13 protein-coding genes and 1 riboswitch are annotated in these 14,156 nt (G+C 46.3%); of the genes, 5 read left to right on the top strand and 8 right to left on the bottom strand.

Features of this window, described 5'->3' with window-relative positions:
- Nucleotides 1-228: 228 nt before the first annotated feature.
- From QZZ41_RS13755 to queA, 5 genes are all read right to left on the bottom strand, one after another.
- On the bottom strand, nt 229-540 hold the full coding sequence (locus QZZ41_RS13755; protein WP_367267481.1) for a GIY-YIG nuclease family protein: 312 nt from the start codon (nt 538-540) through the stop codon (nt 229-231).
- Nucleotides 537-2,912: a hypothetical protein gene (locus tag QZZ41_RS13760; RefSeq protein ID WP_295073332.1), complete on the bottom strand. Its 2,376-nt coding sequence runs from the start codon at nt 2,910-2,912 to the stop codon at nt 537-539. The genes QZZ41_RS13755 and QZZ41_RS13760 overlap by 4 nt, the downstream gene beginning before the upstream one ends.
- Before the next feature lie 34 nt (nt 2,913-2,946).
- Complete coding sequence (gene tgt / locus QZZ41_RS13765; RefSeq protein ID WP_295073335.1) at nt 2,947-4,077, bottom strand: tRNA guanosine(34) transglycosylase Tgt; 1,131 nt, start codon at nt 4,075-4,077, stop codon at nt 2,947-2,949.
- A 125-nt stretch (nt 4,078-4,202) separates the two neighbouring features.
- Complete coding sequence (locus QZZ41_RS13770; protein WP_295073338.1) at nt 4,203-4,580, bottom strand: hypothetical protein; 378 nt, start codon at nt 4,578-4,580, stop codon at nt 4,203-4,205.
- A gap of 25 nt (nt 4,581-4,605) precedes the next feature.
- The gene (gene queA, locus QZZ41_RS13775) at nt 4,606-5,637 is read right to left on the bottom strand and encodes a tRNA preQ1(34) S-adenosylmethionine ribosyltransferase-isomerase QueA (RefSeq protein ID WP_295073340.1); all 1,032 of its coding nucleotides are present in this window, start codon (nt 5,635-5,637) and stop codon (nt 4,606-4,608) included.
- A 220-nt stretch (nt 5,638-5,857) separates the two neighbouring features.
- Nucleotides 5,858-6,030: riboswitch (Lysine riboswitch) on the top strand.
- Nucleotides 6,031-6,132: 102 nt separating this feature from the next.
- Between queA and asd the strand changes: the two genes are divergently transcribed.
- The 5 genes from asd to QZZ41_RS13800 all read left to right on the top strand — a co-directional run bounded on the left by asd (nt 6,133) and on the right by QZZ41_RS13800 (nt 10,299).
- On the top strand, nt 6,133-7,212 hold the full coding sequence (gene asd, locus QZZ41_RS13780; protein WP_295073342.1) for an aspartate-semialdehyde dehydrogenase: 1,080 nt from the start codon (nt 6,133-6,135) through the stop codon (nt 7,210-7,212).
- Between the two features lie 302 nt (nt 7,213-7,514).
- Entirely contained in the window at nt 7,515-8,405 is an 891-nt protein-coding gene (dapA, locus tag QZZ41_RS13785) for a 4-hydroxy-tetrahydrodipicolinate synthase (RefSeq protein WP_295073345.1), read from the top strand.
- A 94-nt stretch (nt 8,406-8,499) separates the two neighbouring features.
- On the top strand, nt 8,500-9,249 hold the full coding sequence (dapB, locus tag QZZ41_RS13790; RefSeq protein WP_295073348.1) for a 4-hydroxy-tetrahydrodipicolinate reductase: 750 nt from the start codon (nt 8,500-8,502) through the stop codon (nt 9,247-9,249).
- Between the two features lie 81 nt (nt 9,250-9,330).
- A complete protein-coding gene (locus QZZ41_RS13795) occupies nt 9,331-9,894 on the top strand; it encodes a GNAT family protein (RefSeq protein WP_295073351.1) in 564 nt (187 codons plus the stop codon).
- Nucleotides 9,895-9,897: 3 nt separating this feature from the next.
- On the top strand, nt 9,898-10,299 hold the full coding sequence (locus tag QZZ41_RS13800) for a PaaI family thioesterase (protein WP_295073354.1): 402 nt from the start codon (nt 9,898-9,900) through the stop codon (nt 10,297-10,299).
- A 15-nt stretch (nt 10,300-10,314) separates the two neighbouring features.
- On the opposite strand, the gene QZZ41_RS13805 is transcribed toward QZZ41_RS13800, so the two are convergent.
- From QZZ41_RS13805 to QZZ41_RS13815, 3 genes are all read right to left on the bottom strand, one after another.
- Entirely contained in the window at nt 10,315-11,082 is a 768-nt protein-coding gene (locus QZZ41_RS13805; protein ID WP_295073358.1) for a zf-HC2 domain-containing protein, read from the bottom strand.
- Complete coding sequence (locus QZZ41_RS13810) at nt 11,079-11,576, bottom strand: RNA polymerase sigma factor (RefSeq protein ID WP_295073361.1); 498 nt, start codon at nt 11,574-11,576, stop codon at nt 11,079-11,081. The genes QZZ41_RS13805 and QZZ41_RS13810 overlap by 4 nt, the downstream gene beginning before the upstream one ends.
- Nucleotides 11,577-11,678: 102 nt before the next feature.
- Complete coding sequence (locus QZZ41_RS13815) at nt 11,679-13,589, bottom strand: GGDEF domain-containing protein (RefSeq protein WP_295073364.1); 1,911 nt, start codon at nt 13,587-13,589, stop codon at nt 11,679-11,681.
- Nucleotides 13,590-14,156 lie beyond the last annotated feature (567 nt).

A 14,156-nucleotide genomic window follows, 5' to 3' on the forward strand; every position in this document is an offset into this window, starting at 1 on the left:
GGGTCAAAGGTAGGGCGTTTCTGTATAACAGAGCCGACCACCTCCGCATTTGCGGTGGCAGCCAGCTCGGCAAGCTCGTCTATTGAAGCCTCCGCGTCGAATTCACCTGTATCGACGCAGGCGAGAACGGCTTTTACGGGCAGCTCCTCTGTGTTGTTTTCGTACATATGGTACTCCTTATGGATATGCTCCGATTGTTTATGTCCGGAAGTCGGAAAGTTCTTTTTATCATACAGGCTCCCGGCGGTAAAGCTTCGTGAGCTCCGCGCCGAAAAGCTCGCTGAAGCATGAATTATCGGCTATGAGCCTTAGCTTCTGCGCCTTTGTGAGATGTTTTATCCGGTATTCGAGCTTAGAAGCGATACTGCGGTTCTCACAGCTCCACAGCGCTTCAAGGGACTCAGCTTTGTGGGAACGGGTGTACTTTGCGCATTTTTCCGTCCTGCCGAAGTGCTCGTCCATGCGGCGCTCCACGTTGTTGGTAATTCCGGTGTACAGCAGTCCGCCCTCGCATTTTATGATATAAACGCAGTACATCATGTCCAGAAAGCGAACAGGCGCTGTACCTCATATGCCATTTCGGGGAAGCTCCTGTCATATATGTCGTAGCGGAAAGCCTGATTGAACGCCTGTACTCCGCCGACAACAAGAGCCCATATTACAGAGAAGCACATGAAGCCGCGGACAAGCTTTTTCATTGTTTCGTCCTTGGCCTTTCCGAAAAGGAAGAATATCACTGCAAATGCACCGAGGAGAGACTGCCACGCGAAGTCAGCCATATATCGCACTGCGTAGCCGCTCTCCCATACCGATGCGACTATACCGAAGGGTATGAGCAGACAGGGAACTCCGATAATGAATGCTGCTTTTAGCTTGTTCTTTCTGCCGTTGATCTGCTTCAAGGCCCTGAATGAGAGCAGATAAGCGAACATGGGGAGCGCAAGATAGAACAGTCCCGAGGTATTGGCTGTAGACGGGAAATCGTAATAGAAGAAGCCGCCAGCGTCCATTGACTGGTACGCCGAGCTGATAAACGGGTAGCTTGCTGAGAAAACGGGTGGATTGAAGAAATAGTTGTAAACGGGTATCCACGACAGACGGGTGTGGAACTGCGTCCTTGTAAAGTCGTTTATGGTCAGCGAGTATTGTATGCCGAACTCAAAGGGATTGCCGAAACGGTCGAAGTTGTACCACATCTGTACAAGACCGATACAGACCATGGGGAGTATTGCACAGAGCAGGTATCCTGATGTATTTCCGCCGTTTTTCTTCTTGTCTCCGGAAGCCGCCGACTTTACTCTTGGCACAGCCATGAGCATGAAGACGGCTGCCGTGATACAGTAAAGCACAAGTGTAGGCCTGCACAGCACGGCTGTGGCAAAGAGCAGGGAGGATACGGCAGTTCTCGGCAGAGAGGGCTTTCCCTTTCCTATTATGTTTGCAGAGAGCATGAAGTATACCGCCCATGTGAGGGTGGCAAAGCCTGCCGCAAGCGCTATTTCGTAGAACTGCGGTCTGCCGATGCTGAAGCATATGCCGCTGACTGTCTGTATTATCATAAGTCCGCATATCACTATACCCGATGGTATCTTCGGGAACAGCTTCCTTATGAACATCATGTACAGCTTGGTAAGTCCTATGATACCTGTCAGGGCAAAAAGCAGAACAGCCATGGAAGCGGGGAAATAGTATCCCGTGAGCAGATGATACGGCATGAAGACCAGTACTACCGGAGCTATGCCGTAATAGCTGTAGTAATGACCGTTATAGTAAACGTGGTCCCATTTATAGGACAGCTTTGCCTTGTCGCGGGCGTCTCCGTCATAGGGGGCGGAAAAGCTGTTGAATTCGTCAGCGGGCTCGTCAAGTATCCTTGTGCTGCCGTGTTCAAAGGCGTCAACAAGCTCCTGTGTGACCTGATTACCCGCGGGGCGCTGCATTATATCTATGATAGAGTAGTTATCGAGCTTCACAAAGGTAATGAGCACAGCTGCCACACAGGCGGCGTCGGTTATGATAACCGAGGCTATATGACACAGGCGCTTGCTGTCGGAAAAGCTCTTCTGCATAGCCCTGCTGTGCAGCATAAGTCTGACGAGACAGACGCAGAATACGATAAGGAACAGTCTTGCCCATGAGATGTCCATGGGTATCTGACGGTTGAATGTTATGCCTTTTATTTCTATTTTTCCGTTGTCAAGGGGAGCAATCCGTATCCTTAGACTGCTGACTTTTCCTGAAAGGTGCAGCTGAACGTATCGGGAATGGTGCTTGCCTGCTGCAATGAGCTGAGAAGCTACAGCGTCACGGTAAACGGCAGTATTGGTCTCGTCCATGGAGTCTATGGTCACCATTGTGCCCTTGGTGTTTTTTGCATGGGCGATGTCGAAATACACGTCGGCGACTTCCTCGTCTATGCCGTCAAACTGAAATACGGCGTTATTGCAGCCATACAGGGAAATATCATTTCCGTTGCATTCAACGCTTTCGCTCTTTGCGCATTCCTCGGCTGAGAAGCTCATCTCACCGTAGCTGCCGGACCACAGTCTGTAGGTGGGGATATTGAAAAGCGTGACCTCAAGCACTGCTGCTGCCAGGACAGCCTTTACCGCAGTAAGGACGATCCGGTACTTGTGCTTTTTGTTGTAAAGGCAGAGGAGCATGGACGCTCCTGCCGTGCCGCCGAGGAGCAGGCAGGCTCCAGTATACGGGGCTGCACTGAAAAGTCCGAGGGCTTCGGCAGCGGCTGCAAGTACAAGGAGCAGAGCGGCTCCGCGTGAGGCACCGCGTACTGCTGACAGTCTTTTTGAGGGCTTTTCAGAGTTTTTCAGGTCGTTTCCGAGCTCGTGCAGAAAAACAGCGGTCACTGCGACAGAGACCGCAAGCATAAGTAAAAACAAAAAAGTATTCATATAAACTCCGTCCGTATATCGGCGTAAGCCGTTATTATATCCTTGTGGCAAGAAGCTGTGAGTACTTGCCTCTGAACTGCTCGAAGCGGTCCTCGTCTATGGCTTCTCTTATCTTTTCCGTAAGGGTATTGTAGAAGTACAGGTTGTGCTGTACAGCCAGTCTGCCTGCAAGCTGCTCGTTTGCCTTGAAAAGGTGGCGTATGTAGGCTCTGCTGAAATTGCGGCAGGTTGGGCAGTCACACTGCTCGTCCACAGGCCGTGGGTCGGTCTCGTAGCACTTGTTGTTCAGGTGCATGATGCCGCTCCATGTGAAGACAGTAGCGTGGCGTGCGTTTCTGCTTGGCATTACGCAGTCGAACATGTCAACTCCGCGGGCAACAGCCTCGATTATATTGGAGGGGGTACCCACGCCCATGAGGTAGCGGGGCTTATGTACCGGCATATATGGCTCTACAACGTCGATTATGCGGTACATCTCATCGGTAGCCTCGCCGACTGCAAGACCGCCGATAGCGTAGCCGTCAAGATCCAGCTTTGCAATGTCCTCCATATGCTTTATGCGCAGATCGTCAAACGTAGAGCCCTGATTTATTCCGAAAAGAAGCTGATCCTTATTGATAGTGTCCGGGAGGCTGTTTAGCCTTGACATTTCCTCCTTGCAGCGTATCAGCCAGCGAGTGGTGCGCTCGATAGAGTCGGCAACGTACTTGTAGGGAGAGGGATTCTCGATACACTCATCGAAAGCCATAGCAATGGTGGAGCCGAGATTGGACTGTATCTGCATGCTCTCCTCCGGTCCCATGAATATGCGGTGACCGTCGATATGTGATGCGAAGTATACTCCCTCTTCCTTTATTTTACGCAGCCGGGCAAGTGAAAACACCTGAAATCCGCCGCTGTCGGTGAGTATGGGCTTGTCCCAGTTCATGAACTTATGAAGTCCGCCCATCTGCTTGACCACATGGTCGCCGGGTCGCAGATGCAGATGATAGGTGTTGCAGAGTTCCACCTGAGTTTTAAGCCCCTGCAGGTCAACTGAGGAAATACCGCCCTTGATCGCAGCGGCAGTTCCCACGTTCATGAAGCAGGGGGTCTGAAATGTGCCGTGAACGGTCTCAAAAGTACCTCTGCGGGCTTTTTTATCGGTTTTAAGAAGTTTGAACATAGCTTCTCCTTTTATTTTAATTCATAATCCGCAATCAATAATTCATAATTAGTTTGTCGGCTTACTCCGATGAACCGGAAATATCCTGTTATTACGAATCACATGTTCCCGGCTGAAGCTGCACTTCAGTCAAGATCGAATATCTTGCCCTGATCGGGGGTCCTGTCCTCGCGGCGTCCGTAGAAGCCTATGAGCTCGCCCTTTGTGTTTCTTATGGCGAGGATATACATATCCATATTATTGGTATCGTCATGGAAAGCAAAGACCTTGTTGTTCTTCCTGTCCTCCTTGAACCACTCAACGCTCATATCCACCTTGCTCATCATTTCCTCGTCCATGAGAGTGGAAAGGAGCTTGCCCGTGATAGGCGCTGCAGGAGTATAGTACATCATAGCAGCCGGGTTTTCATATATTATCCTGTAATCGAGGTTGCAGAGAACTATTGGTCCCTCCTCTGAATCGATTATCCCCTTGAAAAAGTCGAAAAGTTCGTTTTCAGCCATTGTTAATCTCCTTGATTATGCTTTTTTATAATATGCACATACTGTCGCCGAAGCTGAAGAAACGGTAGCGCTCCTGCACAGCAGTCCTATATGCGTTCATCGTATTATCGTAGCCCATGAAAGCCGATACCAGCATTATCAGTGTGCTTTCGGGCAGGTGAAAGTTTGTTATGAGGCCGTCTATGCACTTGAACTCATATGATGGATAGATGAATATATCCGTATAGCCCTCATGCTCGGAAATATCCCCGTAGAACGTGGCAACGCTCTCAAGTGTGCGGCATGTGGTGGTACCCACTGCGATGACTCTTCCGCCGTTACTTTTGGTCTCGTTTATGAGATCAGCGGTTTCCTTCGGGAGGTAGTAGTGCTCACTGTGCATTTTGTGGTCGAGGACGTTGTCCTCCTTGACGGGACGGAACGTACCGAGACCTACATGAAGCGTAACAAAAGCTGTTTTTATGCCTCTTGCGCGGATATCGTCCAGCATTTCGGGAGTAAAGTGCAGTCCTGCTGTAGGAGCAGCCGCAGAGCCGAGCTCTCTGGAGTATACGGTCTGATAGCGTTCGCGGTTTTCGAGTTTTTCCTTTATGTATGGCGGCAGGGGCATTTGTCCCACGTCCTCGAGGGCTGTGAAGAAGTTGCCCTCGCATTCAAACTGCACGATGCGGTTGCCGTCGTCCTTGACTTCGACTACCTCTGCCACAAGTCTTCCGCCGCCGAATGAAAAGCGCGTTCCGACCTTGGCCTTCTTTCCCGGGCGGCAGATTATCTCCCAGCGCTTGTCGCCCTTCTGTTCGAGAAGCAGGAATTCGATAAAGGTCTGATTGCCTATTTTCTCGCCGTAGAGCCTTGCAGGAATGACCCGTGAGTCGTTCATGACCAGAAGGTCACCTTCTTTGAGGTGCTCGCATAGATTATAGAAGTGGTCGTGAGTTATTGCTCCCGTTCTGCGGTCAACGCACATCATGCGTGAAGCGTTCCGCGGCTCTATGGGAGTCTGGGCTATGAGCTCCTCGGGCAGCTCATAGTAAAAATCGGATTTGAGAAGTTCCATTAATATCTCCTTCTGTTCAGCCGTCAGCCTTTAGCTGTCAGTCATTATTAAGCGGCTTTGCCGCTTTTATTCGGGCGTACACTGTGCGCCCCTGCAATAAGCTGACGGCTCATGGTTAAAGGCTGAGGGCCGGAATCATAATTCTGCACAGCAAAAATATGATTTGACAAATAAAATTTCAAGAATGTATTGACAATAGCAGATTTAAGTGCTATTATAGTTACAAGGTAGAGGCGCGGCTGCGAAAAGTACCTGCACACGGGACGACCCGTCCGATGGTGTTCAGCGAAAGGCAATGCCGCCGAAGAGCTGTCTTTGGTAAATTCAGCTCTGGCTGCACACTTAACAGGTTTGCAGCTGTCATCATGCTTTTGATGGAGAGCTATCGGCATATTTTATTTCTGATATGTCAACATTTCTATTATAACGCATGATGAGCCGGTTTGCAACCGGTTTTTGTTATTTTATGGAAAATTTTTTTAAGGAGAGGTCAATATGAAACAGTATAATGTTGGTATTATAGGCGCAACAGGCATGGTAGGACAGAGATTTGCAACTCTGTTGGAGAACCATCCTTGGTTTAATGTAAAGGTTCTTGCAGCTTCACCAAGAAGCGCAGGTCAGACATATGAGCAGGCAGCAGGAAGCCGCTGGAAGATGGCAGTTCCTATGCCGGCAGCTATGAAGGATATGGTCCTCATGGACGCTACGAATGATATCGAGAAGATCGCAGGCATGGTAGATTTCTGCTTCTGTGCCGTTGATATGAAGAAGGACGAGATAAAGGCTCTTGAAGAGGCTTATGCTAAGGCTGAGTGCCCTATCGTTTCAAATAACTCAGCACACAGATTTACACCTGATGTTCCTATGGTAGTGCCTGAGATAAACCCTGAGCACATCGAGATCATCAAGGCTCAGCGTGAGCGTCTCGGTACAAAGAGAGGATTCATCGCAGTTAAGTCAAACTGCTCTATCCAGAGCTATGTTCCTGCACTCCACCCACTTAGAAAGTTCGGTCTCAAGAACGTTCTGGCTTGTACTTATCAGGCAATCTCAGGCGCAGGCAAGAACTTCGAGACATGGCCTGAAATGGTTGATAACCTTATCCCTTACATCGGCGGTGAGGAAGAAAAATCCGAGCAGGAGCCGCTCAAGGTATGGGGCGAGATCAAGGGCAACGAGATCGTAAAGGCTACAGCTCCCAATATCACAACACAGTGTCTCCGTGTCCCTGTTTCGGACGGACATACAGCTGCTGTATTCGTAACATTCGAGAACAAGCCTTCAAAGGAAGAGATCCTCAAGCTCTGGGCTGACTTCAAGGGTGTTCCTCAGGAACTGGAGCTTCCAAGCGCACCTAAGCAGTTTATTCATTACTTTGAGGAGAACGATCGTCCACAGGCAAGACTTGACAGAAATCTCGAAGGCGGTATGGCTGTTTCAACAGGTCGTCTCCGTGAGGATTCACAGTACGATTATAAGTTCGTTTGTCTTTCACATAATACATTAAGAGGTGCAGCAGGCGGCGGTGTCCTCCTTGCAGAACTCCTTGCAGCAAAAGGCTATTTTGACTAAGCGGGGAGCCCCCGCGGGTTTCCACGTTGTCGCTCGAAAACTCGCTCACTCTATACAAATGGCATAATCTGCTTTCGCTTACAGCAGATTATAATTAAGATGTAGGGAACGCCTCCCAACAGGAGCCGCGCCCCTCTGTCAGCTTTGCTGACATCTCCCCACACTGTGGGGAGTCACCATCGGCGTTCCGCAGTTCAAAGGGCTATCGGGAACGCCAGCCTTGCAATTAATATACTGCATGAATATTTCGTAGGGGACGGCGTCCTCGACGTTCCATTCCATTTTATGAAAGGAAAATAGCTATGAAGAATACAATTTTCACCGGCGCAGCAATTGCTATAATCACTCCAATGAACGCTGATGGTTCTATCAACTACGATGAGCTTGGACGTATCATTGACGATCAGATTGAAAAGGGCACTGACGCTGTTGTTATCTGCGGTACTACAGGTGAGTCCGCAACTATGACTGATGACGAGCACCGCGACTGCATCAAGTTCGCTGTAAAGCACGTTGCAGGCAGAGTTCCTGTTATTGCAGGTGCAGGCAGCAACGACACACACTATGCTGTTGAGCTTTCAAAGGAAGCCGAAGCAGCAGGCGCAGATGCACTTCTCCACGTTACTCCTTATTATAATAAGGCTACACAGAAGGGACTTATCGCGCATTTTACAGCTATCGCTGATGCTGTTAATATCCCGATAATCCTTTACAATGTTCCAAGCAGAACAGGCTGCGGATTCGATGTTGCAACTGTAAAGGAGCTTGCTAAGCACAGAAATATCGCTGCTATCAAGGAAGCAAGCGGCAATATCAGCTATGTTGCAAAGCTTGCAGCTGCCTGCGGTGATGATATAGACATCTACAGCGGCAACGATGATATGGTAGTTCCTGTCATGTCACTTGGCGGAAAGGGCGTTATCTCTGTTGCTTCACACGTTATTCCAAAGGAAATGCACGATATGGTGCAGCTCTGCCTTGATAACAACTTTGCAGAAGCTATGAAGCTCCAGATCAAGTACCTTGATATAATCAATGACCTGTTCATTGAGGTAAATCCTATCCCTGTAAAGGAAGCTATGAATATGGTGGGCTGGAATGCAGGTCCTTGCCGTCTGCCTCTCTGCGAGATGACTGAGGAGCATAATGCTAAGCTCAGAGCTACTCTTGCAAAGCACGGACTTATTAAGTAATTAAGAATTAGGAGTGCGTAATTCGGTATTAATATCCGTCCCGTCAGGGACACATTAATTCCACATTTCGATTTAAATAAAGGATGTGTAAAACATGACAAATATAGCTATTTGCGGTGCTAACGGCAAAATGGGCAAGAATATCTACAATTGCGCATCAGAGCGCGAGGACTGCAAAGTCGTTGCAGGTATTGATATCTATACCAAGGAGTACGCAGATTTCCCCATAGTTGAGACTCCTGCACAGCTCCCCGTAAAGCCCGATGTAATAATCGACTTTTCAAATCCTGCTTCACTTGACGGACTTCTGGACTACTGTTTCTCAACAGGCACTCCGTTAGTAATAGGTGCAACAGGCTACAGTGACGAGCAGATCGCCAAGATAAAGGCTGCTGCACAGCAGATACCTGTTTTCTTTACATTCAATATGTCTCTCGGTATCAATCTCCTTGTAGAGCTTGCTAAGAAGGCAGCTGCCGTACTGGGCGATCAGTTCGATATCGAGATAGTTGAAAAGCATCACAATCAGAAGATAGACGCTCCAAGCGGTACGGCTATCATGCTTGCAAACGCTATCAACGAGACTCTTGACAATTCAAAGCACTACGTTTACGACCGTCACTCACGCCGTCAGAAGCGCGAGAAGTCCGAGATCGGTATGCACGCTATCCGCGGAGGCACTATCGTAGGTGAGCACGATGTTATATTTGCAGGAAATGACGAAGTTATCACACTTTCTCATTCCGCTGCTTCAAAGACTGTTTTTGCAGCAGGTGCTGTAAATGCGGCTGTATTCCTCAAGGATCAGAAGCCGGGACTTTATGATATGTCAAAACTTGTATAAGACATCTTCCCCTGATGTAGTTCCTATGTCAGGGGAGATTTATTTGATGAATAATTTATCGGGAAATGAAAGGGGAAAGCTATGCTGACACATATAGGTACACAGACTATTGAAACGGAAAGACTTATACTCAGAAAATTTGAGTATTCGGACTGCGATGCTGTCTTTAAAAACTGGGCAAGCGATGAAAAGGTACAGACTATGTACTCAGAGCCTACATACTCCACAATAGAGGAAACAAATGGACTTCTGGACAAGTATATCAGCAATTATTCCCGTGAGGACTATTACCGCTGGGCAGTCATCGATAAGGAAAACGGTGAATGTATCGGACAGATAGCCTATTTCCTCGTTGACGGAAAAAACCATTTTGCAGAGATAGAATACTGCATAGGTGCACAGTTCCAGTGCAGGGGATATTGTACAGAGGCTGCAAAGGCTGTAATAGCTTTCGGATTTGACAAGATGAACCTGCATAAAGTTCAGATATGCTGCAAGACTATAAATGCTCCTTCAAGGAAAGTTATTGAGAAATGCGGACTTACGTTTGAGGGCACTCTCAGGGACTATTTCTTTATGGACGGGCAGTATGTAGGCAGGGAATATTTCTCGATATTGCGTGAAGAATACGAAAACAGGAGGTAATTTATGGCTGATATCGAAACACTTGAAAAAGTACGCGAATTGTTCAGAAATGACCGATTTGCGACTGAAATGGGAGCAGTCATCGACGAGATAGACGACCATTATGCAAAGGTGAGCCTTGTTATAAACGAGCATCACAAGAATGCTGTCGGCGGTATAATGGGCGGAGTTTACTTCACACTTGCGGATTTCGCATTTGCTGTGGCTTCAAACTGGCAGAAAGCAGGAGTTGTGGGACTCAACTGCGATGCTTCGTTTATCGGAGTGCCGAAAACTCAGCGTATAATCGCTGAGGCAAAGCTCATAAAGGACGGCAGGAGCATCTGCTGCTACAACGTGGATATACGCGATGAGCTGGGAAATCCTGTTGCTGCTGTGCAGTGTATGGGATTCAGAAAATCATAAAAGCGAGGGAGAGTATCAAAGATACTCTCCCCATTTTTTCTGTGCGGCTTTTTTCATTGCTTCAAGCTCTTCTGCATGAGATTTGAACATATTCTCTGTTTCAAGGATATGTTTAGATGTGAAATACTGGTTAAACAGGTCTGTGAGCCCGTTGTTCACCTCAAATGTTGTATATATTACATTGTCACCCATTAGTATCGGAATACTCTTACGGTGGACAGACAAATCGGTTTTGCCGAACATACTATAAGATATCATAAGTACAGGCTGTTTTGTGTCATTGGAGCGGAGCATCTCGTCACTGCCTTTAGGTGATATCACCATGTACCCTACAGAGAAATCCAGATAATCGGGAAGAATCACAGCGTAAACATAATCATCGTCATCATCGACATAGGTAGGAGAAAACTTTGCCGTAGGAGTTGAATTATCGATACGCCGCATTCCCACGCACATTTTCTTCATGGGGCGGTATTTCAGAAAGTACCATGCTCCGTTTACTGCTCCGAAAAGCACTAAACATATACACATAAGCGCGGACATTATTTTGGTAAATCGGCTGCGTTTCAGTTTTTTGCCGACTTTTTTGAAAGTTTCGGCTTCGCTTGGGGCGGTCTCGTTTTTTGGAGCAGGAAGAGACAGCTCCTCATACAGCTGTCGGCAGTTCTCACAGCTGCGGAGATGCTCCTCTAAAAGCTCTTTGGTCTCATCGCTGCATATCTCCTCTTTGTACAGCGGCAGCATATCTATTATTACATTGCAGGGGATGCTGCTGTTTTTCATAAAAGTTCCTCCTTTTTCATTAACTGTATAAGCTTCTGTTTTGCGCGGTAAAAAGTCACGCCTGCCCAGTTTTCGCTTTTGCCGAAAACATTTCCGATGTCGGAGAATTTCAGCTCAGCAAAAACTCTCAATGTGAACACCTCGCGGTAGGGTTCTTCGAGTTCGTGGAGAAGATGATGTATGCGCAGGGAAGTGTCCTTGTTTATGATATCTGTCTCAATATTGCTGTCGGAGGCAGGTTCGTCAATAATGTCAAGGGAATGGTTCTTTGTTTCGGCTTTTTTGAGGTGGTCGAAGTAGAGATTTTTTGCGATAGTACACAGCCATGTCCTTACAGAGCAGCTTCCTTTGAAGCTGTCGGCATTAGTCATAGCCTTCAGCATGGTATCCTGCAAAATGTCCTTGGCAAGCTGCTCGCTGCCGCACATTCTCAGGATAAAGGAATAAAGGTCGGGGCTGTATTTTTCGTATATTTCGTGGAATTCCCGTTTCATCTTTTCACCTCCTCATAAAGTTAGACGAATGAAAAACAGTTTTATTACAAAAAATAAAAAAGTCTCTTTTATCAGTTTGTACTGAATAAAGAGACTTTATTTTTATACAAATTCGGAGAGTCTTGCTTTTTTCTTTTCTTTTTTGACAGTGTACATCTTGTCATCGGCTTTGTCGATGACATCGTAGATAGAGTTCTCATCTTCTTCGGAAGTGATTATACTTCCGATACTTGCGGATATGGTATAAGGCTTTTTTACTATACTGTTTATGTTTTCAAGCTCGTCATAGAAGCGGTTTTCGAGTTCCTCAGCATCGTTTTCGTGAGCATTTGCGGTAAGGATAACGAATTCGTCACCGCCGAAACGTGCGCATATCCTTCTTGTGCCGCTGCACTTGCGGATAATGGCTGCAAGACGCTGTATAGCAAAATCTCCCTCATTATGACCGTAGTTGTCGTTGATGTACTTCAGACCGTCCATATCTATAAAGCTTATCAATACTTTATTATGGTGTGCGATACTTTCTTTGAATATATTCTCAGCAATATTGAAGAAACCGTTGCGGTTATAGATATTGCAGAGGGGATCGATGACATACAGTCGGTTGAGCTCGTCCATAGCCTTGTTGATGTGGCAGAGCTTGCGTATATTTTCCATTGAGATGCTGAGATCCATTGTAAGCGTATGGCACAGCAGACTTGATATTGGAAAGTCACTGTTGGTGATTATGTAATATCCGAGACATCTCTCGCTGAAATGGAGAGGGAGAAAATAATTGACTTCATAGCCTTTGCCGAAGCCCTCGGGGAACATATCCCTGCTGGGGAAAAGATCAACGCTTCTTCGTTCGCCTTTATCAAGAATAAGCGGAGCTGTCATATATCTGGAATAGCCTGTACGGCTTGAAAGGTCGGGAGCGGAAACATAAGTCTCCTGCCAGTCCTCGATAAGACAGAGACAGAACTTTTCAAGATTAAGGTCGTTCATGTTCTGGGCGATAACTTCAAATGTTGAAGCTACGGTCTCGGCACCTGCAAGCTCGGCAGTGAGCTTATTGAGCGCGTGGATATTATTGTTAGTGACTTCCATGCGGTTGTAGGTTCGCTTCTTGTATGTTTTTAGGTCATCGGCAGTTTCATCTGTACAGCCGCAGCTTTCAGAGAAAACAGGAGATGATTTAAGTATAGTGGCTTTCGGCTGTTTATTGCCGTAGAGCAGATTTACAAGGATATCACAGGCTTTATAGCCTGCTTCAAAAAGCGGACGCTTTACAGTTGTAAGAGCAGGGGAAGAGTTACGGGCATTGAATGTATTGTCGAAACCTGTAACGATAACATCGTCGGGTACTTTATACCCGTATTTTTCCAGTGAAGATACTACTGTAAGAGCCATACTGTCATTGGCACATATAAAAGCATCAGGAAGTGAAAGTCCCGACCTTACGAATTCGTCGATAGCTTCCTTGCCGTCGTGACTGCGGAAATTACCGTAAAAAACTCGTTTTTCATCAAGCTCTACACCGTTTTCAGCCATTGCCTCACGTACAGCATCAAAGCGGAGACGCGCTTCGGGATTTGCGAGAGGACCTGTTATGCAATTGATGACCTTAGCATGATGATGTTTGATAATATGCTCGACAAGCTCCTTCATTACGGAGTAGTTATCGATACATATACTGTATAGCTCAGGATCGTCTGTAGGTTCAAAAACAACTGTAGGCTTATGGGCGGCGGTTATATCACTGAGGAGCTTGTGACGGATCTCGGGATCGCCAAAAGTGTTTAGCATAAGCAATATACCGTCGAATTTTGAATAATCTATCAGGTCATAGATACTGTATTCGCCGAGATCGAACCTTCTGTTGTTGACAAGTCCGCCGAAAGCTGCGAAATATGACACGCTCAGCTGGTTCTCTTCAGCAGATCGGTTTATACCGCATATGATGTTGTTCTGATACTCTTCGTCAAGTGCCGAAACAACAACTGCGATCTTTTTAGTGTTCCCAGAATCCATATTATCCCCTCTAAAAATCAGAAAATAAGTTTATACTTATTTATATTATAATATATCAATATTAAAAAATAAAGGTTTTGAGAATTTTTTCGGTGTTTTACACATCTGAAAATGTTTCTGTTTGTGCATACCTACAAAAGAAAATTTAGCAATATAAAGCTGTAAAATGGTAAAATCATAATATAAAGTGGAAAATATTACTGACCATTTTTATATAATGAGGGGAAAAACACTGCCGTCAAATTGTGAAACGATGGAGAATAATCAATATAATTTTTGTGTATATACTATAAATATATAATATGGCAGAAAGGCAAAAAGTCAGCACAAAAAGTAATATTTTACAATAAATCTACCACTTGTAAATAGCATTTTTTCTCGAAAAATAGCAAGTTAAAGTACTATCACAGTAGAGTGTATAAAAATACGCAACATTCAGCAGCTAAAATGTACAAAAACAGCAAAAAATGAGCAAGTGAAATTATTGTTAGCAAATTTTGACTTGAATAGTTCACAGAAATGTAATAAAATGATAACAGAAGCTGAGGAAGAGGAGGGACGCGAAAA

This window comes from Ruminococcus sp. (assembly GCF_016283395.1).

Excerpts from the sequence above, each read along its gene's own strand:
- QZZ41_RS13755 (WP_367267481.1), bottom strand. The coding sequence starts at position 540 with ATGATGTACTGCGTTTATATCATAAAATGCGAGGGCGGACTGCTGTAC.
- QZZ41_RS13760 (WP_295073332.1), bottom strand. The coding sequence starts at position 2,912 with ATGAATACTTTTTTGTTTTTACTTATGCTTGCGGTCTCTGTCGCAGTG.
- tgt (WP_295073335.1), bottom strand. The coding sequence starts at position 4,077 with ATGTTCAAACTTCTTAAAACCGATAAAAAAGCCCGCAGAGGTACTTTT.
- QZZ41_RS13770 (WP_295073338.1), bottom strand. The coding sequence starts at position 4,580 with ATGGCTGAAAACGAACTTTTCGACTTTTTCAAGGGGATAATCGATTCA.
- queA (WP_295073340.1), bottom strand. The coding sequence starts at position 5,637 with ATGGAACTTCTCAAATCCGATTTTTACTATGAGCTGCCCGAGGAGCTC.
- asd (WP_295073342.1), top strand. The coding sequence starts at position 6,133 with ATGAAACAGTATAATGTTGGTATTATAGGCGCAACAGGCATGGTAGGA.
- dapA (WP_295073345.1), top strand. The coding sequence starts at position 7,515 with ATGAAGAATACAATTTTCACCGGCGCAGCAATTGCTATAATCACTCCA.
- dapB (WP_295073348.1), top strand. The coding sequence starts at position 8,500 with ATGACAAATATAGCTATTTGCGGTGCTAACGGCAAAATGGGCAAGAAT.
- QZZ41_RS13795 (WP_295073351.1), top strand. The coding sequence starts at position 9,331 with ATGCTGACACATATAGGTACACAGACTATTGAAACGGAAAGACTTATA.
- QZZ41_RS13800 (WP_295073354.1), top strand. The coding sequence starts at position 9,898 with ATGGCTGATATCGAAACACTTGAAAAAGTACGCGAATTGTTCAGAAAT.
- QZZ41_RS13805 (WP_295073358.1), bottom strand. The coding sequence starts at position 11,082 with ATGAAAAACAGCAGCATCCCCTGCAATGTAATAATAGATATGCTGCCG.
- QZZ41_RS13810 (WP_295073361.1), bottom strand. The coding sequence starts at position 11,576 with ATGAAACGGGAATTCCACGAAATATACGAAAAATACAGCCCCGACCTT.
- QZZ41_RS13815 (WP_295073364.1), bottom strand. The coding sequence starts at position 13,589 with ATGGATTCTGGGAACACTAAAAAGATCGCAGTTGTTGTTTCGGCACTT.